At 63.9% G+C, this 23,636-nt stretch carries 18 protein-coding genes and 1 tRNA gene; 9 read left to right on the top strand and 10 right to left on the bottom strand.

The genetic code is table 11. The features are described from left to right. Together D8M36_RS08445 and D8M36_RS08440 are read right to left on the bottom strand one after the other, a co-directional pair. Positions 1–2,046, bottom strand: coding sequence for a M3 family metallopeptidase (locus D8M36_RS08445; RefSeq protein ID WP_126848224.1), 2,046 nt, complete (start codon positions 2,044–2,046; stop codon positions 1–3). A gap of 122 nt (positions 2,047–2,168) precedes the next feature. After that, positions 2,169–4,487: an alpha-galactosidase gene (locus tag D8M36_RS08440; protein ID WP_126848222.1), complete on the bottom strand. Its 2,319-nt coding sequence runs from the start codon at positions 4,485–4,487 to the stop codon at positions 2,169–2,171. A 211-nt stretch (positions 4,488–4,698) separates the two neighbouring features. On the opposite strand from D8M36_RS08440, the gene D8M36_RS08435 reads away from it, so the two are divergent. Then, positions 4,699–5,910, top strand: coding sequence for a pyridoxal phosphate-dependent aminotransferase (locus D8M36_RS08435; protein WP_126848220.1), 1,212 nt, complete (start codon positions 4,699–4,701; stop codon positions 5,908–5,910). A 29-nt stretch (positions 5,911–5,939) separates the two neighbouring features. On the opposite strand, the gene D8M36_RS08430 is transcribed toward D8M36_RS08435, so the two are convergent. The 4 genes from D8M36_RS08430 to D8M36_RS08415 form a co-directional block, all read right to left on the bottom strand. Beyond that, entirely contained in the window at positions 5,940–7,391 is a 1,452-nt protein-coding gene (locus D8M36_RS08430; RefSeq protein WP_126848218.1) for an FAD-dependent oxidoreductase, read from the bottom strand. A 256-nt stretch (positions 7,392–7,647) separates the two neighbouring features. Continuing rightward, positions 7,648–8,313, bottom strand: coding sequence for an AIM24 family protein (locus D8M36_RS08425; protein ID WP_126848216.1), 666 nt, complete (start codon positions 8,311–8,313; stop codon positions 7,648–7,650). Positions 8,314–8,374: 61 nt separating this feature from the next. Beyond that, entirely contained in the window at positions 8,375–10,708 is a 2,334-nt protein-coding gene (locus D8M36_RS08420; protein ID WP_126848215.1) for a heavy metal translocating P-type ATPase, read from the bottom strand. 47 nt (positions 10,709–10,755) lie between these two features. Beyond that, the gene (locus D8M36_RS08415) at positions 10,756–10,977 is read right to left on the bottom strand and encodes a heavy-metal-associated domain-containing protein (protein ID WP_016663815.1); all 222 of its coding nucleotides are present in this window, start codon (positions 10,975–10,977) and stop codon (positions 10,756–10,758) included. Between the two features lie 146 nt (positions 10,978–11,123). Here D8M36_RS08415 and D8M36_RS08410 point away from each other — a divergent pair, with 146 nt between their 5' ends. The 5 genes from D8M36_RS08410 (at position 11,124) to D8M36_RS10100 (ending at position 17,608) form a co-directional block, all read left to right on the top strand. Next, complete coding sequence (locus tag D8M36_RS08410) at positions 11,124–13,217, top strand: protein kinase domain-containing protein (RefSeq protein WP_161970243.1); 2,094 nt, start codon at positions 11,124–11,126, stop codon at positions 13,215–13,217. 81 nt (positions 13,218–13,298) lie between these two features. Further along, entirely contained in the window at positions 13,299–14,111 is an 813-nt protein-coding gene (locus D8M36_RS08405; RefSeq protein ID WP_126848211.1) for a DsbA family protein, read from the top strand. A gap of 38 nt (positions 14,112–14,149) precedes the next feature. Beyond that, positions 14,150–14,225 (top strand) — tRNA-Thr (locus tag D8M36_RS08400). A gap of 199 nt (positions 14,226–14,424) precedes the next feature. After that, a complete protein-coding gene (locus tag D8M36_RS08395) occupies positions 14,425–16,389 on the top strand; it encodes an NAD(P)/FAD-dependent oxidoreductase (RefSeq protein WP_126848209.1) in 1,965 nt (654 codons plus the stop codon). Between the two features lie 844 nt (positions 16,390–17,233). Then, on the top strand, positions 17,234–17,608 hold the full coding sequence (locus tag D8M36_RS10100) for an endonuclease domain-containing protein (RefSeq protein WP_161970242.1): 375 nt from the start codon (positions 17,234–17,236) through the stop codon (positions 17,606–17,608). A 300-nt stretch (positions 17,609–17,908) separates the two neighbouring features. On the opposite strand, the gene D8M36_RS08385 is transcribed toward D8M36_RS10100, so the two are convergent. Next, complete coding sequence (locus tag D8M36_RS08385; protein WP_161970241.1) at positions 17,909–18,628, bottom strand: TetR/AcrR family transcriptional regulator; 720 nt, start codon at positions 18,626–18,628, stop codon at positions 17,909–17,911. A gap of 250 nt (positions 18,629–18,878) precedes the next feature. Continuing rightward, positions 18,879–19,571: a uracil-DNA glycosylase gene (locus D8M36_RS08380; RefSeq protein ID WP_126848203.1), complete on the bottom strand. Its 693-nt coding sequence runs from the start codon at positions 19,569–19,571 to the stop codon at positions 18,879–18,881. Positions 19,572–19,607: 36 nt separating this feature from the next. Between D8M36_RS08380 and D8M36_RS08375 the strand changes: the two genes are divergently transcribed. From D8M36_RS08375 to groL, 3 genes are all read left to right on the top strand, one after another. After that, positions 19,608–19,859 (top strand): DUF3263 domain-containing protein, encoded by a 252-nt coding sequence (locus tag D8M36_RS08375; RefSeq protein WP_126848201.1) that lies wholly within the window; start codon positions 19,608–19,610, stop codon positions 19,857–19,859. 73 nt (positions 19,860–19,932) lie between these two features. Continuing rightward, a complete protein-coding gene (locus D8M36_RS08370; protein ID WP_126848199.1) occupies positions 19,933–20,592 on the top strand; it encodes a LytR C-terminal domain-containing protein in 660 nt (219 codons plus the stop codon). A gap of 281 nt (positions 20,593–20,873) precedes the next feature. Beyond that, positions 20,874–22,508 carry a chaperonin GroEL gene (groL, locus tag D8M36_RS08365; protein WP_126848197.1) on the top strand — a complete coding sequence of 545 codons (1,635 nt, stop codon included), beginning with the start codon at positions 20,874–20,876 and terminating at the stop codon, positions 22,506–22,508. Between the two features lie 78 nt (positions 22,509–22,586). On the opposite strand, the gene D8M36_RS08360 is transcribed toward groL, so the two are convergent. Further along, on the bottom strand, positions 22,587–23,435 hold the full coding sequence (locus tag D8M36_RS08360) for a GNAT family N-acetyltransferase (protein WP_126848195.1): 849 nt from the start codon (positions 23,433–23,435) through the stop codon (positions 22,587–22,589). Between the two features lie 88 nt (positions 23,436–23,523). Beyond that, the coding region (locus D8M36_RS10490; RefSeq protein ID WP_126848193.1) for an LPXTG cell wall anchor domain-containing protein at positions 23,524–23,636 on the bottom strand (113 nt) is incomplete at its 5' end.

Raw genomic sequence — 23,636 nt, 5'->3', positions numbered from 1 at the left:
TCAGATCAGTCCGCGTCGCTTGAGGAGCGGCTCGTACTGGGCCTCGCGGCCCGTCATCTCCTTGAACGCCTCGGGGATCGGGCGCGTTGCGCCGATCGAGAGCACGTGTGTGCGGAACTTGTCGCCGTTTTCGCGCGTCAGCCCGCCGTTCTCCTCGTACCACGCAACCGTGTCGGCATCGAAGACCTCGGCCCACAGGTAGGAGTAGTAGCCGGCCGCGTACCCACCCGAGAACGTGTGGTTGAGATAGCTCGTGCGGTAGCGCGACTCGACGAGCGGGTGCATGAGTCCCGCGTCTTCGAGCGAGGCCTGCTCGAACACGACCGGATCCTCGATCGGCTCGGCCTCGAGAGAGGCGGGGAGGCGGTGCCACGCCCAGTCGAGGGCTGCCGCCCGCAGGTACTCGACGGTGCCGAAGCCTTCGCCCCACTGCTGCGAGGCGGTCACGGCATCGATGAGTTTTTGCGGAACGACCTCACCGGTCTCAACGTGCTTCGCGTAGTTCGGCAGGATCTCCGGGTGGAACATCCACATCTCGTTGACCTGGCTCGGGTACTCGACGATGTCGCGTTCGACGCTGAGACCCGAGAGGGTTTCGTACGTGACATTCGAGAAGAGGCCGTGGAGAGCGTGGCCGAACTCGTGGAAGAGGGTGCTCACCTCGTCGAGCGAGACGAGCGCGACATCGCCATCGGCGGGAGCGCTGATGTTGAGGTTGTTGACCACGACCGGCTTCGTGCCCTCCGCGAGCGATTGATCGACGATGTTGTTCATCCATGCGCCGCCGCGCTTCGTGTCGCGCGTGAAGTAGTCGCCGAGGAACAGGCCGAGGCCTTCACCGTTCGCGTCAAAGACCTCCCACACTTTGACCTCGGGGTGATAACCCACGAGGTCTTCGCGGCGCTTAAAGGTGATGCCATAGAGCTTCTCAGCGGCATAGAACACGCCGTCCTCGACCACGCGATCAAGCGCGAAGTAGGGGCGCAGAGCCGCGGTGTCCACGCTGAACTCTTCGGCCTTGACCTTGTCGCTGTAGAAGGCCCAGTCCCACGGCTCGAGAGTCTCGATGCCGTCGCGCTTCGCGCGGGCCGCGATTTTTTCGGCTTCCCGGTCGGCGTTCGTCATCGCGGGCTCGCTGGTTTTGGCGAACAGCTCATCGACCGCGGCGGTGGTGCGGGCCGTGCGATCGGCAACGGCGAGCGAGGCGAAATCCTCGAAGCCGAGCATCGCCGCCTTGCGGGCGCGCAGAGCAGCGATTTCGGCGGCCATTTGCCACGTGCGATCGCCGCGTTCGGTGCTCGCCTCGTACAAGCGCTTGCGAACCTCGCGGTTCGTGAGCGAGCTGAGCGCCGGCTGGTTCGTGGGGAGGATGAAGGTGAGCAGCCACCCTTCTCGGCCGGCCTCCTTCGCGGCGCGGGCGGCAGCGGCCTTGGAATCCTCACTCAAGCCCGCGAGCTCGTCCTCGCTGGTCAGGTGGAGGGCCGCGGCGTTCATGTCGCGCGTGACCTGCTGGCTGAATTCCGTTTGCGCCTTCGAGATCTTGAGGTTGAGTTTTGCGAGATCCTCGCGCTGCTCCTCGCTCAGGGCCGCGCCCGCGAGTGTGAAGCGCTGGTGGAACTTCTCGGTGAGGCGCACTTGCTCGGCATCGAGCCCGGCTGAATTGCGATTCTCGTACACCGCATTGAGGCGCTCGAAGATCTGCGGGTTGAGGTGGAGCTCGTTGTCGAGCTCGGTGAGCAGCTCGGAAACCTTCGACTCGATTTCGAGCAAAGGCTCGGTGCCATCAGCGCTCGCGACGTTGTAAAACACGGTCGCGGCACGGTTCAGGGTGCGGCTCGGTTGGTCAAGCACGGCCACGACATTCTCGAAGGTTGGTTCCGAGGTGTCATTTGCAATCGAGGCGTAGGCCTCGCGTGCTTCACGAATGCCGCGCTCGATCGCGGGCAGGTAGTGCTCGTCGCGGATCGCGGCGAAGTCGGGAAGGTTGTAGGGGAGGGCTGAGGCCTCAAGGAGCGGATTTGACGTCACTGTTACTTCTTCACTCATGCGGCAACCGTACCGAACGCCGATCCCGTGCGCACCGGTGTACCAGAGTCCAAAACGCCTGACGTCCGCCCCGCCGGATAAAACCCGGGGGGGACGGACCTGGAACGCGCGGTCTTGCGGGGTCAGTTCACGCGCGTGAGCTGGAAAAGCACGGTGTTTTCGGGGTTCAGGATCGGGGTGGTGATTCCGACGTTTGCCCACGCCCTACCGCTCAGCACCTGGTCCGTGATGCCACGCTCGTGAAGCTCGGCGTTGAGGCGCTCGTACTCGCGCGCATTGCCTGGCGTCGGTGCGAGGAAGCCCGAAGCGTTGCTGATGACGGGCGAAGGCACGTAGCCCGAGGGCTTCGCTCCCGGCATGAGAACCTCGAGCTTGTACCGCGCCTCGTCGTCGAGTCCCGGGAAATAGAGGCGGCCCGTCTGGTTGGCGTCGCTCCTCGAAAGCGCGGTGAAGGCAAAGAGGGCCTTGGAAGCGTCGGACGCCACCACGCCGTGTAGCGCAACCGAGTCGTCGCCGAGGTCCACGCGCACCCGGTCGCCCGTGAAGAGCAGCTCGCGCACGTCCTTATAGAGCTGCACCCACTCGCGTAGCTCCGCCATTTCCTCCGCGGTTGCGAGGCGCAAGTCCCATTCGATGCCGAGGTGACCGAACAGGGCTGTTGCGGCACGGTAGCCGATCGAGTGGAGGCGGCCCGTTGTGTGCGAGGCGCCGGAAGCCACGTGCGAGCCCATGAGTTCAAGGGGGATGAGCTGATTCGTCCAGCGGTTCATCATTTGCCGCTCGAGCGGGTCGATGCAGTCCGATACCCACACTCGATCCGTGCGCTCGAGAACACCGAGGTCCACACGTGCGCCGCCCGAAGAACACGATTCGATTTCGAGGCCCGGGAAGCGCTCCTTGAGCTCGTCGAAGAGGCGGTACGCGGCAAGGGTTTGCGCGTGAGTCGCTGGCTGGCCGGTCTCGCGGAAGCCTGCCTCGATGAGGTCACGATTGTGGTCCCACTTGAGGTAGTCGATGTCGTTGTTCTCGAGGATCTCGACCATTTGATCGCGCACGTGCGCGTATGCTTCGGGAATCGCGAGATTGAGAACCTGCTGGTGGCGGGATTGCTCGGGCAAACGCTCCATCGTGGTGCCCATGATCCATTCGGGGTGTTCGCGCGCCACGTTCGAATCCTCATTCACCATCTCGGGCTCGAACCACAGGCCAAATTGCATGCCGAGGCCCTTGACATGTTCGATGAGTGGCGTGAGGCCGTTTGGCCACACGTCCTCGCTTACAACCCAATCGCCGAGGCCCGCGTAGTCATCGCGGCGATCGCCGAACCAGCCATCGTCGAGAACGTAGCGCTCAACACCGAGTTCGGCAGCACGATCCGCGAGGTCCTTGAGCCGCTCGAGATCGTGATCGAAATACACGGCCTCCCACACATTGAGCGTCACGGGGCGCTGCGTATCCACGTGGTTCTCGCGCGAGCGCAGCCACGCGTGGAAGCGCTGCGCGACCTCGTCGAGTCCCACGCCGTGACTCGCGTACACGAACGGCGATTCATAGCTTTCGTTCTCGGCGAGAACGACCTCGCCCGCGAAAAGCCCTTCGCCGCCCGCGAGGATCGTTTCGCCCGCGCTCGTGTGCTCGACGAGGTGTCGGTGTTGGCCGGAAAAGCCCGTGTGTAGCGCCCATACCTCGCCCGAGGAATAGGTGAACCCGCGCTCGCCCACGTGCATGAGGAATGCGGAATCGGCACCCGTGCGCCCACGGCGATTCTCGCGCAGGTGCTGGCCTACGCGCACCGGCAGGCGCTGGGGTTCGCGCTCGCGGGTCCAGCGGCCGGCAAAGTCAAGGATCTCGTTTGCTTCCGACGGCACCGGGAGCGCCATCGTGAACGATTGCAGCCGGTAGTTGCCTTCTCCTCGATTCGTGAGTGTGCCGCGCATGCGCACGAGGCCCGAATTCAGAAGTTCGAGGGTGAGCGTGACTTCGAGGCCGAGCGTGGCGTCTTCGAGCGTGAGAGTAAGAGAGTCTTTTTCGCCGGAACCGTCGGACACGTTCTGCTCGAGCGTATGTGCCGTGAGGCCAAGCCGTGGGGCGAAGCCGGCGCCGTTATCGCGCCCGCCGAGGAGGCCTGGCTCGCCGAGCCAGCCGTCGGCGTCCTGGGGAAGAAGGCCAGTGCGGGGTGGGATGTCGAGGGCATTTTGGTTGGGGGCGACCGTGGCGGCCTCGAGGATGAGGTCGAGTTCGCTACGTGTGAGTTCGCCGAGGTCGGAGCCCCAGTAGGCGACGGCGGGCATGCGCCCCTCGGTGAGGTCGAGGACGATGCCGACTCCCGCGCGGCTCAGGTAGAGGGCGCTTTCGGTTTCGAGGGCGCGGTTTTCACAGGTGCGGAAGGCGCGGAAGGAGCGCGAGGCGGCGGGGGAGTGGGCGGTGCGGGCGAGAGACATGAGGAAGTCCTTTGTGCTCGTGCGGGCTCGGGGTCGTCCGTGACCCACTTATTTTTGCACCAAAATAAATTAGCGTCCACCTTCTCCTTCAAGGGGGAGAGAAACGAAGTACGGCGGCGGACTCGGATATGAGCGGTCCGTTTTCTCCACCGTGAGTGCCAAGGCCTTCTCACGTCGACCGCGAAGGCCGGGGAGGCGCTACACTCGGCCCATGGAATTCACGCAGGCGGCGAAGCTACAGAACGTCCTCTACGACATCCGCGGGCCGGTCCTCGACGAGGCCGCGCGCATGGAAAACGAGGGCCACCGCATTCTCAAGCTCAACATCGGCAACCCCGCGCCGTTCGGCTTCGAGACGCCCGACGAGATCCTCGTGGACTTCATCCGCCAGGCGCACGTCTCCCAGGGCTACACCGACTCCAAAGGCATCGTTGCGGCCCGCCGCGCCGTCGCCCAGCACTACCAAACCCGAGGCCTGCCGGGGCTGAGGCTTGACGACATCTACCTCGGCAACGGTGTGAGTGAGCTGATCCAGCTCACCGCGCAGGCCCTCGTGAACGACGGCGACGAGGTCCTCATCCCGATGCCCGACTACCCGCTGTGGACGGCATGCGTCACCCTCGCGGGTGGCACCCCCGTGCACTACCGCCTCGATGAAGACGACGAGTGGCTTCCCGACCTTACCGATATTGCCGATAAGGTCACGCCGCGCACCAAGGCCATCGTCGTGATCAACCCGAATAACCCCACGGGTGCGGTGTACACGAAAGAGAACCTTCAGGGGATCGTGGACATCGCCCGTAAGCACGGGCTCATGATCCTCGCCGACGAGATCTACGACAAGATCCTCTACGACGACGCGACCCACACTTCGATCGCCTCACTCGCCCCTGACCTCTTCACGATCACCTACAACGGCCTCTCCAAGGCCTACCGCGTCGCGGGCTTCCGCGCGGGCTGGATGGTGCTGTACGGACCGAAAGAGCACGCCAAAGGCTTCATCGAGGGTCTCGACATGCTCTCGAACATGCGCCTTTGCGCAAACGCCCCCGCTCAGCACGTGATCCCCACGGCGCTCGGCGGCTATCAAACGATCAACGACCTCGTGGCCCCGGGCGGGCGCCTGCGCGAGCAGCGCGACGTCGCCTACGAATCCCTCGCACGGATCCCCGGCGTGAGCGTGAATAAAGCCAAGGGCGCCCTATACATGTTCCCGAAGCTCGACCTCGACATGTACAAGATCGAGGACGACGAGGAATTCGCGCTCGGCCTGCTTCGCCAGAAGAAAATTCTCATCACAAAAGGCACGGGATTCAACATCCCCACGCACGATCACTTTCGAGTCGTGACCCTGCCGGACGTGGACGTGCTCGAAAACGCGATCGACCGTATCGCCGACTACCTCGAGGGAATCCGCCGCTAGGCGCGCCGCAAGAACCCGGCGGCGGTGGGTTATTCGCCTCGCGCGATCCGAATCATCTGCTCGCGATCGATCTGCTTGAGCGATGGTCGGGGGCTGCCGTCGGAATCCTGCCGCTTCGCCCCCTCCTGAATTTCGTGCTCGTGCAGGCGCAGCCACCCGTCCCAGTCGACATAGCGGATGCCGCGCTCGTCGAGCAGGTGCATGATCGAATCGGGGTCGCGGTCCGGGCACGGCTCGAGCACGCCGCCCTCGATGTCCTCGATCAAGTGGGTCACGGTTTCGATCGCGTCGGATTTCGTGGCACCGATGAGGCCCACGGGGCCGCGCTTGATCCAGCCATTCGCGTAGCACGCGGGCACGACCTCGCCCTCGGCTGTCGTGACGCGGCCTTCGTTGTTGTGGATCACGCCGCGCTTCGGATCGTACGGCACGCCCGGCAGCTCGGAGCCGAAATAGCCCACGGCACGGTAGACCTGCTGAACGTCGTACTCGACCATCTCGCCCGTGCCTTCGAGCGAGCCGTCCGCCGCGAGGCGCGTGCGCTCAAACCTCATGCCGGTCACGCGGCCGTCCTCGCCGAGCACCTCCACGGGACGGTGCCAGAAATGAAGGTGGAGCCGACGCTTGACCTCGCCACCATCACGGTCGGTGGGCTCAGCGCCGCTCTCCTCACGTTCCTTCTGCTCCTCGAGCCAGCCCTCGAATGTGCTGACGACCTGATCGATGCGTTTATCTGCCCGGATGCGCTCCCATTCCTCGTCGCTGATCTGCGCGAAATCGCGCTCGTCAAGGATCACCTGCACGCCCTTCGGATGAGCGAGCTCGCGGGTCTCGAGCGGGGAGAATTTCGCCTGGGCGGGGCCGCGGCGGCCAAAGACGTGCACGTCGGTGATACGCGAAGCCTCGAACCCTTCGTAGACGTTGTCGGCGATCTCGGTGGCAAGGAGCTCGTCGGCACTCTTGGCGAGCATGCGTGAGACGTCGAGCGCAACGTTGCCGTTGCCGATCACCGCGACGGATTCGGCGTCGAGGTTCCACTCGCGCGGGTAGTCAGGGTTTGAGTCGTACCACGCGACGAAATCGGCAGCGCCGTAACTTCCTTCGAGGTCGATCCCGGGGATGTCGAGCTGGGCGTCTTTGAGTGCGCCGGTGGCGAAGATAATCGCGTCGTAGCGCTCGCGCAGGTCTTCGAGGCTCAGGTCCTTCCCGAAGGCGACGTTGCCGAAGAAGCGCATGTCGCGACGGTTGAGGATGCGGTGGAGCGCAGTGGTGATGCCCTTAATGCGCGGGTGGTCGGGCGCGACCCCGTAGCGAATGAGGCCGAACGGCGTGGGGAGCGCGTCGAAAATATCGACCTCGATTTTCAGGCGTCCCTTTTTGACGTGCGGTGTTTTGTTGAACGTCTCCGCCGCATACACGCCGGCCGGGCCGGAACCAATCACGGCGATACGGAACGGGATGTCGGTGAAGGTGCTGCTCACGGAGGTCCTTGTGCTCGGCGGGTACGCGTGCGGCGCGCCTAGTGCGCCGCAGCTTTTCGATACTCGAGCCTAGCGTTAAAGGTCGGACCGGGCGAGGGGAGTGTGAGCAGGGAGAGACGAGTAGCGGGCGGTGAGCCGGCTACCCGGCATCCACTCTGGCCGTGAGCGCATGGCTGAGGGCGGAGAAAACGACCTCGCACCCCTCATGTGGGGCATTCCTGGTCTTTTTCTCCACCCTCACAAGTGGGGAATGAGTTTAGTACTCGGCCGGCTGCACCACCACGAAGCCGGGGCCGTGGAAAGCGAGCTGGAAAGCTTCGCCCGAGCCGCGGCCAATAAGTGCACCGGCGTTAAAGTCGTTCTTGATCTGCGGCTGGAGGTTCGCCGACCAGCACACGACGGCCTGCGGATCCACGTACGTGGGCTGCTGCGAGCAGTCGAGCAGGAGCGGCTCACCGTGCGAGGTGATCGCGACCATGCCGTGTCCCTGGAGGAACAGGTTCGTGAAGCCGCCCGCGACGAGACCCGCGCCGAGGCCGCCGCCGATCATCTTGATGTCCCACTCGATGCTCGAGTCGAAAGCGAGCATCTTCGAGGTGTTGAGGGAGAGGGCTTCGCCTTCGAGCTGGATGAGGAAGATCTGCGAGCCATTCTTGGCGAAGAAGATTTCGCCGTTGCCGGTGGTGCGCATCATGTTGGCGCCCTCACCTGTGGCCAGCTTCTTGACGAGCTTCATGCCGCCGCCTGAGCCCTGGTACTTGAATTTCATCTCGCCCTGGTAGGCAACCATGGCGCCCGAGGAGGAAACGATCTCGGGTGCGCCGGGATTGAGGCGGCAGCGCAGCATTCGCTTGGACTGGAGGGCCCAGCGGTCGTTGGTTTGGACTTCCTGGTGTTCTGGTGAAAAGAGTTCAGATCTCATGGCTTCACCCTAGAGTGAGCTAGCTCCTATCTTCCTGGAGATCATGAGAAAAGAACGATTGTTATTGGAACCGCTTGAGCCGTAGCGAATTGCTCACCACGAAAACGCTTGAAAACGCCATCGCCGCGGCCGCGATCACGGGGCCAAGAAGCCCGAGCATCGCGAGCGGGATCGCGATCACGTTATAGATGAATGCCCAGAAGAGGTTCCAGCGGATCGTGCGCACGCTCGCCCGCGAGAGGCGGATCGCGGTGGGAATCTGTGCGATATCGCCGCCCGTGAGCACGATGTCGCCCGAGTTCATCGCGGCGTCGGTGCCGGTGCCCATCGCGAAGCCAAGATCGGCTTCGGCGAGGGCCGCCGTGTCATTAATGCCATCGCCAACCATCGCGACGCTCGAGCCTTCGCCGCGAAGGGACTTCACGAGGTCGAGTTTTGCCGCGGGGGTGAGCGAGGCGTGAACCTTCTCGATGCCGACTTCGCGCGCAATGTGCGCGGCCGCGGCAGGGTTGTCGCCGGTCGCCATGACGGGCTCGATGCCGAGCGCGCGAATCTCCTCAACGACCTTCGTCGCTTCGGGCTTCACGGTGTCGCTCACGCGCACGAGCCCCGCAATCTCGCCGTTGACGCGCACGAGGGAGGTCGTGTGACCCGCCTGCTCGGCTTCGCGGAGGGAAGCGGCGAGAGGGGCGGGCAGGCTGGGCACGGTGGGATTTTCGGTTCCGACGCTTGCCTGGCCAGCGTCGGATGCCGCGGTAATCTCCACCTCCCACGGCCCCTTGTTCTCACCGAGCGACCCGCTCACGCGCGCCGTGAGGCCTCGGCCGACGTGAGCCCGCGCATCCTCGAGTGTGAGGGCATCGCTGCTGCCGCCGGCCGCTTCCACGATGGCCCGCGCGATGGGGTGTTCCGAACCGGATTCGGCGGCGCCCGCGAGCGCGCGGATGTTTGCTTCGCTCCAGCCTTCGACGGGTGTCACGGAGTGCACACGCATCGCGCCGCTCGTGAGGGTGCCGGTCTTGTCGAGAACGATCGTTGCGATGTCGCGAGAGCTCTCGAGCGTACTTGCCGAGCGAATGAGGATACCGAGTTCGGCGCCACGGCCCGTGCCCACCATGATGGCCGTGGGGGTTGCGAGGCCGAGCGCACATGGGCACGCGATGATCAGAACGGCGACGGCCGCGGTGAACGCCTGTTCCGTGGTGCCACCGAGTGCGAGCCACACCACGAGCGTGAGGACTGCGAGCGCGATGACGATGGGCACGAAGATGCTCGAGACCTTGTCGACGAGCTGCTGCACGGGAGCTTTGGAAGCTTGCGCATCCTCGACCATTTTCGCGATGTGGGCGAGCTCGGTATCGGCGCCCACGCGCGTAGCGCGCACAAGGAGCCGGCCCGTGGTGTTGACGGTTGCGCCCGTGACCTCGGTTCCGGGCGCGACGTCCTCGGGGATACTTTCTCCCGTGAGCATCGAGCGGTCGATGGCGGAGGTACCCTCGAGGACCACGCCGTCTGTCGCGACCTTCTCCCCGGGCCTCACGACGAAAACATCGCCGACCTGCACCGCGCCGATGGGAACCTCAACTTCGGCGGTGCTGCCGTCGGACTGAAGCTCCACGATGGTGGCATTCTTCGCGCCGAGGTCAAGCAGTGAACGGATGGCTGCGCTCGACTGGTGGATGGCGCGGGCCTGCGCATAGCGCCCCGCGAGCACGAGGGTCGTGATGACCGCTGCCGATTCGAAGTAGATTTCGTGCGCACCGTGGTGGTTCCGGCTGAAAGCGGCGCCGAGGCTCATGTCCATCGTCATGCCGATTTCGCCTGCGCCGCCGAAGAGAAGGGCCCAGATCGACCACAGGTACGCGGCAAACGTTCCCATCGTGACGAGGGTGTCCATCGTGAAGCCGCCGTGCTTGATGTTCACCCAGGTCGCACGGTGGAAGGGTGCGCCGCAGTAGAACACGACCGGCGTCGCGAGAATGAGCATCGCCCACTGCCAGCCGGGGAACTGCAACGCCGGGATCATTGAGATGAGGAAAATTGGCGCCGAGAGGATGGCTGCGAGGACCATGCGGATTAGCGTGTCGCGCTTGTCGCGCGCGGCGCGCTCCTCGGCGCCCGTGTCAACGTTGGCCGCTTCGGTGGCCCCGGCTGCCGCCTCCCGCACGTGCGCCCCATAGCCGCCCTTTTCGACGGCTTCGACGAGCTGCGCATCGGTGATCGACGGGTCGCTCACCTGCACGCTCGCGCGTTCGAGTGCGAGGTTGACGACCGCGTCGACATCGCCCACGCGCCGCAGCTTCTTCTCCACACGCGCGACGCAGCTCGCGCACGTCATGCCGGTGACGTCGAGGGTGACGGTGCGCGGTGCGGTGTGGGTTTCAGTGCTGCTCATGGGGTCCTTCGGGGTGTGGTGCGGCCGGGTTCGGGATGGGGGAGGAGTTATCCGACGATGGCGTAGCTTTCGCCGGCTTCCTCGATTGCGGGGGCGATGTCGGCCTTGGTGAGGGCGCGATCTGCCTGGATCGTGAGGGTCGATTCGCCGCCCTTGACGAGTTCGACCTCGGCGCTCTCAACGCCAGCGAGCTCGCCAACTTCTTCCTTGACGGCATTGACGCAGTGGCCGCACGTGAGGCCCGTGATCTTGAAGGTCGAGGTGGTCATGGTGTGCTCCTTGATGTTTGTGATGGTCCTAGTTCGTGTGGGCGCGGTTGGTGGCCCGGTATCCAACATACCCCCTAGGGGTATCGACTTCAAGGGGGTGTGGCGACTTCAGAGCAATGAGGAGGCGGATCGGTAGCATGGGGCGCATGAGTACCCCCACGAATCCAGGCGGCAACGTCGGCGCGCGCACGCCCCAGCGCCGCCCCAGTTTCTATGAATCGCACCTTCGCGAAATGCTCGCCGACTCGGGCTATGCCATTCATGAACGCCTCGGCAGTGGGGGAATGGGGATCGTCTATCGCGCAACCGATGCGGCCGGACTCGACGTCGCCCTCAAGGTGCTTCGCCCCGAAATTGCCGGCGACGAGCGCGCCCGTGCCCGCCTCAGCCGCGAGATGCGCGCCCTGCAGCGCGTCAACCACCCGAACGTCTCTCGCGTTCTCGACGCCGAATTCGACCTCGACGTCGCCTTCCTCGTCACCGAGTACATCTCGGGCCCCACGTTCCAGAAAGTCATTGACGACTGGGGGCACCTTCCGCTGCGATGCGTACGCGAAATCGGCTTGCCGCTCGGCAAGGCCCTTCTTGACGTTCACGAGAAGGGGATCGTGCACCGCGACCTCAAACCAAGCAACATCATGCTCCGCACCGGTCATGGCTCGCACTTCGACTTCGACATCGATCCAGTCGATCCGGTCATTATCGATTTCGGCATCGCCCAAGCCGCCGAAGAGTCCCGCATGACCTCGACGGGGCTCATGATGGGCACGATCTCCTATCTTGCCCCCGAGGTGATCAGCAACAACATCGTCGACGCCGCTGCCGACTGGTGGGCCTGGGCCGCAATGCTCGCCCACGCTGCGACCGGCTTCCCGCCCTTCGGTAAGGGGCGACTCGGCACGGTCTACAACCTCGCCACGATGGGCGGACCCGACCTCGAGGGGTTGCCGGAGCCGTGCGTCGAATGGTTCAAGGGGGCATTTGCCCCTGAGCCCGCCGATCGCACGCCGCCGGAGAAGCTCATGGAGGCACTCGAGCACGATGTGGATGCATGGGTGTATGGGAACTACGATCCAACCTCCTCGTCCCCGTCTTCCCCTTCCACCTCCGCCGAGCTCCCCACCTCTCGGATTGAGGCGGGTGAACGCGGCACACCGGGTGGTCCAATCGGCGCCGGAGCGTCGGGTTTGGGTGCCGCGGAATCTACGGATGCAGCAGCTCGCGCAGCTGAGGCGACTGCGTCGATACCTCCGCATAGCCCACTGACGCATAGCCCACTGAGTCCCGGAGGGGGAGAGGAGGAGAGCACGGGGGCAATGCGCGACGCCACTGATGAATTGGACGACACCGATGAGTGGGATGTCTCCAACGAAGATCCCACCCAAGTCATGCCCGTCCTCGACGAAACACCGACCGCGAAATTCGCCCCCATCTCGACCCCCGCGGCCCCGCCCACTCCCCACTACGAGGGAGCGACGCAGGGGTGGCAAGCGTCGGACCACATGCCGCAGCCGCCCGCCCCCACACCCGCTCCGCAAAGCCCCTACCAGCAAGCGCCCCTCGCACCGCAGCCCTACGGCGCGCAAAACTATGGGATGCCGCCACAGGGATTTATGCCGCCACCCGTGCCGTACCACTTGCGTGAGCCCGAGCGGCGTACCGTACTCGTGCTGCTTGGCATGGTGCTCTTTACAGCATTCGGCGCGCTCGTGCCTCTCGCCGCGCTGATTTTGCTCGTACTGATGACGGCGCTCGCACGCACGTGGCAACGCTCGTGGATTGCATCGGAAAAGGGGACTGACAAGGGAAGAAGCTCAGGAAGCATCACGACAGCGGCGGTGCTCCTCGCCGTGCCGCGCCTGATACTCGCTCTCCTCGAGGCGATCCTTCAGGCACTCATCCCCGTGATCGTGACGGCGGGTGTGCTCCTCGCGATCGATGCCGCGATCGTGTGGCTCACCAACTTCGAGCTGCACTACGCGATCTACGCCGGTGTGCTCGTGGGTGTCACGACCCTGTCGCTGTGGTGGGGAATCGGCGCGCGCACCACACGCTACGGCGGCCACAGGCTCGTGCATGCGGCAGCCCCTAGCGGGCTATGGACGGTGATCATCGCGGCGCTGCTCATCCTGCTCATCGTCGCGGTGGGCTTCACTCTCGCCTCGCGCGGAGGCACGATCGATTACTTCCCGTACGTGGGGGAGTTCCGCCTCGAAGATATCTCGCCCTGGCGACGCTGATGCGCCCGCGAAGGCATCCGTTAGGATGGCACGCGGCGAAAGCCCCGCTCACCGTTCATCTTTGACCCTTCCGGAGGATTCATGGCCGAGAAGCCCTCAGCTCAAGACGTGCGCGAAGCGCAGCGCGTGGAGCTCCGCAAGCAACGCGAAAAGGAGCTGAACCGCCAAAAGCGCGTGCGCACCGCCGTCATCGCGGCGATCGTTGTGGTCGCGCTCGCGGTGGTGGCGGGCCTCGGCTACCTCATTTATCAGGCGAATGCTCCCGAACCGGAACTCGAACTGAACCAGCCAACTTCGATCAGCAAGGACGAGCCTACGCTCGCGTTCAAGGCCGACGACACAAAGCCCGTCGTTGACGTCGTGTTCGACTACATGTGCCCGTTCTGCGGCGCTTTCGAACAGGTCAATAATGCGGACATCAACGAAATGATCGACAACGGCGAGGCGACCGTGAACTTCCATGTGCGCACCTTCCTCTCCTCGAAGATGTCCACCACGGAATACTCGGCTCGCGCGGGCGGCGCCGCCGTGTGCACCTACGAGGATTCGCCCGAAGTGTTCCTCAAATTCCACGAGCAGCTCTTCGCGAACCAGCCGGCCGAGGGCGGCCCCGGCCTGAGCGACAAAGAACTCGAAACCTACGCGAAGGATGCAGGCGCGAGTGAGGAAACGCTCTCGTGCATCAAGGACCAAAAGTTCCGCCGCTACGCGGTCGACGTGCTCGAGCCCGTTGGCGCGAAACTCTCGCCCGCCACACCCGCCGTGTTCATCAACGGCAAGGAATGGGGGGCCGACGGCGCCTGGCAGAAGCCCGGTGCCCTGAAGGAAGCCGTGGCCTCCTCGGGTACTCCCGGCGCGAGCGATGCTGGTGGCGCAAGCGATTCCGGTAACTAAACTCGCGGCGCACGCTACACTGGTGCGAGCGCCGCAATGCTGAAGTAGCTCAGTTGGTAGAGCAGCTGTCTTGTAAACAGCAGGTCGTGGGTTCGAGCCCCATCTTCAGCTCCAATAAAAGCCCAGGTCTTACGACATGACATCGTAAGGCCTGGGCTTTCTTTAGGTGCGTTGGCCGATCACGATCGTGATTCGGCCGGAGACACGCGCGGGGGAGGCGTCATGCACCGCAAGTCCCCTCCTCTAGCGACGTAGGGGCGTAGTGTGAGTCACAAGTGACTAGTGGCAACCGACACACGATAAGGACATCCCTATGACTGCGACCACGCAGACCCAGCGCACTCTCGCCACACCCTTCACGATCAACACCGTTGAAATTCCCAACCGTCTCGTCATGACCCCGATGGGCAGCGACCTCGCAAACGCCGACGGCACCGTCGGCCCGCGATTGCTCAAGTACTGGCTCGAGCGCGCCGAAGGCGGCTGCGGCCTGCTCATCACCGAAATCACCCGCGTGAACGACGAGCACGGCGCCGGCACCCCAAAGCAGCTCTCCGTGACCCGCGATGAACTCGTCCCGCAGCTCGCCGAAGCGATCGAGGCCGTTCACGCGCGAGGCACGAAGATTTTCCTCCAGCTCCAACACCCCGGCAACCAGGGCATTCCCCAGCTCAATAAGGGGCAGGTCACCGTCGGGCCTTCCGCCGTTCAATCCCAGCTCACCAAGGCTCCCGTGCGCGCCCTTGAAAACGAGGAAGTGAAGAGCCTCGTGCAGGACTTCATCAACGGCGCGCGCCGCGCGAAGGAAGCCGGTGCGGACGGCGTGGAGATCCACGGCGCCCACGGCTACCTCATCGACGAATTCCTCTCGCCGCACACCAACAAGCGCGAGGACGAGTACGGCGGCTCGTTTGAGAACCGGTGCCGCTTCCTCGTGGAGATTCTCGACGGCGTTCGTGAGGTTGTGGGCCCCGACTTCCCGATTTCGGTGCGTCTCTCGATCTCGCAGTGCTACGACCTGATCGGCATGCCCGGCGAAGGTAACGAGGTCGCCGACGGCGTGCGTATCGCGAAGCTGTGTGAGGAGCACGGTGCTGACCTCATCTCGGTGTCGTCGGGCACCTATGAGACCGGTGTGACGGTCATCGAGCCCGTCAACACTCCGCGCAACTGGCGCGACCCGATGATTCGCGCCGTGCGCGACGCCGTGAGCATTCCCGTCATGGGCGTATCGATCATCCGCGAGCCCGAGCAGGCCGAAAAGATGCTCAACGACGGTCTCGTGGACCTCATCGCCATGGGGCGCTCGTGGCTCGCCGACCCGCAGTGGGGCATCAAGGCCATCGAAGGCCGCGACGCCGATATCACTCGCTGCATCGGCTGCATGTACTGCTTCGAAGCGCTCTTCTCGGGCGGGCACGTCGAATGTGCCGTCAACCCGCGTTGTGGCTTCGAATCGGAGTTTCCGCTTGAGCCCGAACGCAATGCTGAAGGTCGCACGGCCCTCGTGATCGGCGGCGGCCCTGCGGGCTGTGAAGCTGCGGAAACGCTCGCGAAGCGAGGCGCCAAGGTGACGCTCGTGGAAGCTGAGGATACCCTCGGCGGCCAGGTCGTGCCCGGCACGAACCCCCCTGGTAAGGATCCCATGGGTTGGCTCGTCGAGAGCTACACGCATCGACTCGAGCAGGCCGGCGTCGAGGTGCGACTCTCGACGCGCTTCAGCGCCGACGAGGTGCGAGACTTTGGTGCTGACGCGGTCATCGTCGCAACGGGTGCCGTGCCGGTTGTGCCACCAATCCCGGGCATCGACGGCGATCACGTGGTGGACGCGATTGACGTGCTTGGCGGCACGCGCGAGGTACGCGGCCGCGCCATCGTCGTGGGCTCCGGCATGACGGGCCTCGAAACCGCAGAGCTCATTGCTGCGAACGGCGGCGAAGTTGCCGTTTACGAGATGGCGCCGCAGCTTGGCGCAGGCGCGTTCCACATGAACCTCATCTCGGTCACCTCGAAGCTCAAGAAGGCTGGCGTGCCCATGCTTACGGGGCATCGCCTCGTGGAGGTGAACGATTCGGGTGCGGTATTCGAGGCCGACGGTTCCTCGGTGAACGTCGAGGCCGAGACCGTGGTACTCGCGATCGGTATGCGCAGCGAGAACACGCTCGCGTCTGAGCTCAAGGATGCGGGAATCGACTTCCGTACCGCGGGCGACGTGTCGAAGGTCGCCAAGGTTGCGCAGGCGGTGGCTACGGGCTACCGCGTAGGGCTCGAGGCCTGAAATTAGCTGAGGGGGCTGCTGCCACGGCAGCATCCCCCTTTTCTTTCCTCCTCACCCTCCTCACCCTCCCTCCCTTATCCTCCCTGCCCTCCCTCCTCACCCTCCCTCCTCACCCTCCCTCCCTTATCCTCCCTGCCCTCCTTCCTCCCCCTCTCTGCCCTCCTTCCTCCCCCTCTCTGACTCGCGAAAGTGGTGAATAACCGCGTGAGATCATTGAGCCTTGCCGTGAGGCGGCTGTTTTTCACCACTTGCGGAAAGTGGCGGCAGGGAAGCCGGGGCCCCGACTCGTGCTCCACATTCGCCGGCTATCCACGAGTGCGGCTTGCTCCTGGTGCGGGGAGTTCTAGCGCACCAAAGTGGAGGCATGACGCCTCGCCAACCAGCACCCCTGTTTTCAACGTCGCAGCTTCGCGAGCAGGGGTGGACGCGCGCTCGCATAAAGGAGTGTGCGGAACGTGGGGACCTCCTCGAAGTTTCACGCGGAAGATTTCTTCCGATGCGAAAGTCAACGCCCGAGTCGGTCCGCGTTGCCGCAAGAAGTGGCTGCTGGGTGACGTGCTTCTCGGCGCTCAAGCTCTATGGGCTCTGGGTCCCGCCGATGGATATAAGGCCGCACCTCACGACGACGTGGCGGCGACTTGAGACCGGCCGTGCACGCGCATCTGACTTGGGAAAACATCGCCGTTTGAATCGCCCAGTTCGGGGCGGCCTTGTTGTGAGTCCCAAGGACGCGCTGATAGCGGCTGTCAAGTGCGGCACGCCTGAGCAGGCCTTCATCGTCCTTGAATCGGCCCTAAAACTCGGGGTTGCCACTCGGGACGAAGTTCGCGAAATTCTTACGCACGTGAGTAAGAAGAAGGCGCGGAAAATTGGAGTGCCCGGCTCCCGGTCCGATTCGGGTTCGGAATCCGCTCTCGCCTTTCGCTTACGGAAGCTCAAACTCGAATTCGAGCAGCAGGTGTGGATTCGTGACGTGGGTAGGGTTGACATCCTTGTGGGCCAATCGCTCGTCATCGAGCTGGACTCATGGCAGCATCATCAAGCCGACCGAAAGGCCTATCACCGAGACCGTGAGAGAGACGCGGTTCTCATTGCCCGCGGGTATACGGTTGTGCGCCTTGCCTATGCTCATGTGTTTTTCGATTGGCAGAAATATGAGGCGTTGCTCAGGGGATACATCAAGCGAAGGTTGCACAAGCGCCCTGTGCGGGCGTGGTGATATGAGCCCGCGAGGAAGCAAGCGTTAAAAGTGGTGAAAAATTGCCGAAAAGATCGCGATCTGATCGCGTGGTGGCTGTTTTTCACCACTTACGCAAAGTGGGAATCGGATTCGGAATTCACCCTCGCGGCGGGCTAAGAATAGGTTGTAGCTTGGCGGCCCAGAGCTGAGCACTGGTGGCCCAGAGGTAAGCACTGTTGGTCCACGGCTGAGCACTGATGTATTTGAGGCTCGGCTGCGTAGCAAGTGCTGGGGCGGAGGCTGACGTAGGGGTGGGCGCGTGGCCGAGGCTGGGCCTCTTTACTCGCGGCTCGCCTTGAGCGCCGCCTTGACCATCGCGTTCACGAAGTCGTGGAAACCGGCCGCGTCGATGAAACCCTGGATTTCAAGGTGGGTCCAACCGTGGGCGCTTGCCCACACTGCGCGCAGAAGCGTCGTGGCATCCTCGGGAGAAATTTCGCCACTTGCACCGTATTTCGAGCGGCCCTCGGTCATGGCCTTCGAAAGATGCTTGGCGATTGCTTCGAATTCGTCAACGTTGGTGCCGAGTTCACGGAATGCGGTGAGCAGGTGGTTGTCGCGACGCGAAAGACCGGACCCAGTAGAGCCGGAGGTGGCGTCGGACTCGGTGGCGCCTGCCGCACCCGGGGCCCCATTGGCCTGTGCTGCCCGGCCGGGGACTTGGTTGGCTTGGGTGAAGATGACGTCGAACAGTTCGGGGTTGTTCACAGCCCAGTCGTGGAGGGCGGTCGCGAGGGCGATGAGGTAGTTTTCCGGATCCTGGTCGCGGTCAACTTCGGTGAGGTGCTTCGCGAGGTCGCCAGCGGAGGTGACGACAACTGAGTTGAGGAGCTGCTTTTTCCCGCCAAAGAGGGAGTAGACGGCGGTGGTGGAGGTATTGCATGCGGCGGAGATGTCGCGAAGGGAGACCGCTGTGGGGCCGCCTTTGGCGAGTGCCTTCGACGCTTCTGCGATGAGTTCGGCGCGCAGTTCTTCGTCGTGGTGGCGGGGAGTATTCATGCCCATGGACTCCAATCGGGTGCGGTGTTGGCGGGTCCGGTTTGTAACGACTTCGTAACTATAGGCCTTAATTCCATGAATGCAACCCCGAAAGTCCCGGCGTACGGCACGCGTAGCGCAGTCATTTAAGAGCTTTAACCTGGGGTTTTGCCAAAACTTTAATGGTTGGTGCAGTTTCGTAGAAGTCTAGACCCGTGCGAGGGTGACGGATGTCACTCTCGAGGGTCGGGTTTGAGTCCTGTAGTGATGGTTACGGCGTGCTCCAGTCCACAGGCTCGGCGCCACGGTCGGCGAGCAGCGCGTTCGCGCGCGAGAACGGCCGTGACCCAAAGAACCCGCGGCGCGCCGACAGTGGCGAAGGGTGTGCCGACTCGACAGTGCCCACGCCACCCGCATTGAGCATTGGCGCAAGAGAACGAGCGTCGCGCCCCCACAGAATTGCGACGAGTGGACCGCCACGCTCGATGAGTGCGTTGATCGCCCGCATCGTGATCTGCTCCCAGCCTTTGCCACGATGCGAGGCGGGAGCCCCCGGTGCAACTGTGAGTGCTCTGTTGAGGAGCATGACGCCCTGGCTTTGCCACGCCGAAAGGTCCCCGTGTTCGCTCGGCGGGATGCCGAGGTCAGCCTCGCGCTCGAGATAAATGTTTTGAAGTGACCGCGGCAGCGGGCGCACGTGGCGTTCGACGGCGAAGCTCAACCCGATGGGGTGACCCGGTGTGGGGTAGGGATCTTGGCCAACGATCAGCACGCGAACGTCGGCAAGCGGCGTTTCGAAGGCGCGAAAGATGCGATCGCCGGAGGGGAGGTAGTGGCGCCCCGCGGCGAGTTCGGCGCGCAAGAAAGCCCCCATGGCGCGGATATTCGGCTCGACGCCCGCGAGGGCCTCGGCCCAGTCGGCGGCCATAACGTCGGTCAGGGGAGGTGGCGCGGTCTCGTTCATGCCCCCAGGGTAAGGGGTGTGCCTAGACTTGAACCCATGACCGATGAGTCGCTAACCGATGAGTCGCTGACCGATGAACCGCAGCTAAGCGAAACCGATCGCGCGATCCTCGACCTCGAGGCGCGTGTCTATCGCAGTGTGGGAGCGAAGGAGCGCGACATCTTGCGTCTCACGGGCCTTACGCCGGCCCGCTATCATACGCGGCTCGTGCGGCTCATGCGGGATCCGGCAGCGGTGCGGTATGCACCCGGTGTGGTCCGACGCTTGCTGGGGCGTACGCGTTCCTGACGTGATGACCGGAGTGCGGCGCGCCGCGGGCGCAATCGCGCGTTCGGTGCGCTACTGCCGATAGCATGTTCTCGTGGCAGATCAGAGCACGTACCCGTACGAACCGGACCAGTTTGACCGCGAGGCCGATCAGGTGGGCGCCCACGGCGCGCACCGTGCTGAGGAGCCGTTCTTCAAGCGGAATCTTTCGACGATCATCGTGATCGTCGCGGCACTTGTGGCGCTTGCGCTCGTGCTCTGGGCTGTTTCGGGTCTCGGTAAGGGGAGCGAGAACGCCCCTGCCCCGGCGGAATCCTCCACTTCTGCGCCGGCAGATTCCAGTGAAAGCGCTCGTGCTCCGAGCAGTGAGAGCACCGACGAAGGTGAGCAGCCCATCGAAGAGGCGAGCGAGGAGCCCTCCGAGGAGCCCGCCCCCGAGGTCAATAAAGAAGCCCCCGTGCTCGTGCTCAACGGTAAGCGCGTGCAGGGCATGGCTGGCCGCTGGCAGAAGGCCCTCGAAGAGCAGGGCTGGACCAAGATCGATACCGACACCGGTAAGCGCTCGAAGAACGCCGGCGTGTACTACAAGAACGACGAGGATCAGGCCACCGCCGAAGCTCTCGCGAAGTACGTGGGTGTTGAAGCCGAAAAGACCGATAAGTACAAGGCGAACATCACGGTGGTCATCATCGACGAGCCGGGCGACCTTGCCGAGATTGAAGGCGAGGATCACGAGGGCGACGACGGCGAATAGCGCCCTCCGTGACGGCCCCGCCGCGCAGGCCGTCACGCTCCCAGAGAAATTCCCAGCGAGCGTTAGCACTCTTCGCCTCAGAGTGCTTATGATGGTTTAGCACTCGCATGGCGTGAGTGACAACGGATTCCGGCAACCGTCGGACCCACCGCCACCCGCGCCGCCGCGAGCATTTCAGTGAGGTGAGAGCCCCACCAACCCAGACGTGAAGGGGAGGGCAAGGCTCGTCCGTCGCGGGCACCTGGCTGGAGCACACTCATACACTTTGGGAGTTACCACTCATGGCAAAGCTCATCGCATTTGACGAAGAAGCACGCCGCGGCCTCGAGCGGGGCATGAACCAGCTCGCTGACGCCGTGAAGGTGACCCTTGGACCGAAGGGACGCAACGTCGTCCTCGAAAAGTCCTGGGGCGCACCGACCATCACCAACGATGGCGTGTCGATCGCGAAGGAAATTGAACTCGAGGATCCGTACGAGAAGATCGGCGCGGAACTCGTCAAAGAGGTCGCGAAGAAGACAGACGACGTTGCCGGCGACGGCACGACCACCGCAACCGTTCTCGCGCAGGCCCTCGTGAAGGAAGGCCTCCGCAACGTTGCCGCGGGCGCCAACCCGATCGCCCTCAAGCGCGGCATCGACAAGGCTGTTGCCGCCGTGAGCGAGAAGCTCATCGCGCAGGCCGTCGAGATCGAGTCCAAGGAGCAGATCGCGAACACCGCCGCGATCTCCGCCGCTGACCCGGCAATCGGCGAACTCATTGCCGAGGCTCTCGACAAGGTCGGCAAGGAAGGCGTCATCACGGTTGAGGAGTCGAACACGACTGGCCTCGAGCTCGAGCTCACCGAGGGCATGCGTTTCGACAAGGGCTTCATCTCGCCCTACTTTGTGACCGATCCGGAGCGCCAGGAAGCTGTTCTTGAGGACCCGTACATCCTGCTCACCTCGTCGAAGGTGTCGCAGCTCAAGGACCTGCTGCCGCTTCTCGACAAGGTCATCCAGGCGAACAAGCCGCTCGTGATCATCGCCGAGGACGTCGACGGTGAGGCGCTTCCCGCGCTCGTCGTCAACAAGCTGCGCGGCGTGTTCAAGTCGGTTGCCGTGAAGGCCCCCGGCTTCGGCGATCGCCGCAAGGCCATGCTCCAGGACATGGCGATCCTCACCGGCGGCACCGTGATCTCGGAAGAGGTTGGCCTGTCGCTCGAGACCGCTGACCTCAACGTGCTCGGCCGTGCCCGCAAGGTTGTTGTCACGAAGGATGAGACGACCATCGTTGAGGGCGCTGGCGACGGCGACCAGATCGCCGGTCGCGTCAAGCAGATCCGCAGCGAAATCGAAGTTTCAGATTCGGATTACGACCGCGAGAAGCTCCAGGAGCGCCTCGCGAAGCTCGCCGGCGGCGTGGCTGTCATCAAGGCGGGTGCCGCAACCGAGGTTGAGCTCAACGAGCGCAAGCACCGCATCGAGGATGCCGTGCGCAACGCGAAGGCTGCCGTCGAAGAGGGCATCGTCGCCGGTGGCGGCGTGGCTCTGATCCAGGCCGGCAAGGACGCGTTCGCGTCGCTTTCCCTCGAGGGCGACGAGGCGACCGGCGCATCGATCGTGCAGGTCGCGATTGAGGCTCCGCTCAAGCAGATCGCCTCGAACGCTGGCCTCGAGGGCGGCGTTGTGGCATCGAAGGTCAAGCAGCTCCCCGTGGGCGAGGGCCTCAACGCTGCAAGCGGCGAGTACCAGAACCTCATCGAGGCTGGCGTGCTCGACCCGGTCAAGGTGACCCGCTCGGCTCTTCAGAACGCCGCGTCGATCGCGGGCCTGTTCCTCACCACGGAGGCCGTTGTTGCCGATAAGCCGGAGCCGGTGAAGGCTCCTGCCGGTGGCGACATGGACGCCATGGGAGGCATGGGCGGCATGATGTGATCGCCCCCTAACGGAAGAGAACCCTCGCACCGACCTTTTCGGGTGGTGCGAGGGTTCCTTTATGCCTCGGTGGGATAGTTAGCCTTCCTGCTCCTCTTCGCCTGGCACGCGGGTGAAGAACTCTGAGGAGATCGCGAGGAGTTCGCGCATGAGTTCAAATTGGCCGCCGTGCATATCCCAGATTTCATCTTCGCCGGCTGCTTCGGGGCGCTCGTAGATCGATTCGGTCGTGGTGACGTCGGCGAGCCAGCCGTTGTCGTAGTACGCCATGAGGGGCTTCATAGCCTCGTTGTACGCCTTAATGGCTTCGAGCCCTTCAACGGCTTTTTCGTAGGCTTCGCGGGATTTTACAAGGTTCTCTTGAGCCACGGAAAGGCGTTCGAGGGCGGCCTTTTGTTCGGGGGTGTGCTCTTCGGGAGCGGCGTTAATATTCATGGCTTTAGTGTGGCATGAGTGTTTGACGTAGCACTGGGAGACACCGTCGTCTTTGTAGGGGGCGAAGAGGTAGGGGAGGCGGTGCCATCCGGTTTTCTCGTAGAGCGCGATGGCATCGTGTTGGAGGCTGCCGGTGTGGAGGTAGAGCTCGGTTGCGCCACGGGCGGCGGCGTCCCGTTCGATGTGCTGCATGAGTGCTGTGGCGATGCCGCGGCCTCGGTATTTTTTTCCGACGATAAGTCGTTTGACCTCGAGACGGTCCGGTAGTGCGCGAAGCATGACTGTACCGACGGCAGTGTTGCCGTGGACAGCGAGGAGTACGGTGAGAATGGTTTCCGGGTCGAAGGCTTCATCGCTGCGGCCCTGGTATTCGGGATGAGCAGCGTAGTAGGCGCTGTAACGAGGTTCGAGTTCGGCGTCTTTCTCGGCGTGGAGCGCCGTGACGCGCGGGTCGTCGTAGCGGGCCCGGATGATGCGCACTTGTTCGCTCATATTTCGATGTTAACGGGGGTGGCCCCCACTCCCGAAGGAGCGGGGGCCACACCGTTTTTTAGCTACTGAACGCTGGTGAGGTGTGAGCTCACTGCTCGTTCTTGCGGCGGCGGGTCACGAGAGCCGCACCACCAGCGAGGAGCGAGGCCGCAGCGGCGAGGAGGCCGCCGGTCTCAGCACCGGTGCGCGGGAGGGCGTGCC

The organism is Dermabacter sp. HSID17554 (assembly GCF_003989295.1).
Lineage (GTDB): Bacteria > Actinomycetota > Actinomycetes > Actinomycetales > Dermabacteraceae > Dermabacter > Dermabacter vaginalis.
Note: the sequence above shows the minus strand (reverse complement) of the source record. Positions and strands in the feature narration are given on the sequence as shown.

What these genes read in the sequence shown, in the direction of transcription:
- D8M36_RS08445 (WP_126848224.1), bottom strand. Translation starts at nt 2,046, where the DNA reads ATGAGTGAAGAAGTAACAGTGACGTCAAATCCGCTCCTTGAGGCCTCA.
- D8M36_RS08440 (WP_126848222.1), bottom strand. Translation starts at nt 4,487, where the DNA reads ATGTCTCTCGCCCGCACCGCCCACTCCCCCGCCGCCTCGCGCTCCTTC.
- D8M36_RS08435 (WP_126848220.1), top strand. Translation starts at nt 4,699, where the DNA reads ATGGAATTCACGCAGGCGGCGAAGCTACAGAACGTCCTCTACGACATC.
- D8M36_RS08425 (WP_126848216.1), bottom strand. Translation starts at nt 8,313, where the DNA reads ATGAGATCTGAACTCTTTTCACCAGAACACCAGGAAGTCCAAACCAAC.
- D8M36_RS08420 (WP_126848215.1), bottom strand. Translation starts at nt 10,708, where the DNA reads ATGAGCAGCACTGAAACCCACACCGCACCGCGCACCGTCACCCTCGAC.
- D8M36_RS08415 (WP_016663815.1), bottom strand. Translation starts at nt 10,977, where the DNA reads ATGACCACCTCGACCTTCAAGATCACGGGCCTCACGTGCGGCCACTGC.
- D8M36_RS08410 (WP_161970243.1), top strand. Translation starts at nt 11,124, where the DNA reads ATGAGTACCCCCACGAATCCAGGCGGCAACGTCGGCGCGCGCACGCCC.
- D8M36_RS08405 (WP_126848211.1), top strand. Translation starts at nt 13,299, where the DNA reads ATGGCCGAGAAGCCCTCAGCTCAAGACGTGCGCGAAGCGCAGCGCGTG.
- D8M36_RS08395 (WP_126848209.1), top strand. Translation starts at nt 14,425, where the DNA reads ATGACTGCGACCACGCAGACCCAGCGCACTCTCGCCACACCCTTCACG.
- D8M36_RS08385 (WP_161970241.1), bottom strand. Translation starts at nt 18,628, where the DNA reads ATGAATACTCCCCGCCACCACGACGAAGAACTGCGCGCCGAACTCATC.
- D8M36_RS08380 (WP_126848203.1), bottom strand. Translation starts at nt 19,571, where the DNA reads ATGAACGAGACCGCGCCACCTCCCCTGACCGACGTTATGGCCGCCGAC.
- D8M36_RS08375 (WP_126848201.1), top strand. Translation starts at nt 19,608, where the DNA reads ATGACCGATGAGTCGCTAACCGATGAGTCGCTGACCGATGAACCGCAG.
- groL (WP_126848197.1), top strand. Translation starts at nt 20,874, where the DNA reads ATGGCAAAGCTCATCGCATTTGACGAAGAAGCACGCCGCGGCCTCGAG.
- D8M36_RS08360 (WP_126848195.1), bottom strand. Translation starts at nt 23,435, where the DNA reads ATGAGCGAACAAGTGCGCATCATCCGGGCCCGCTACGACGACCCGCGC.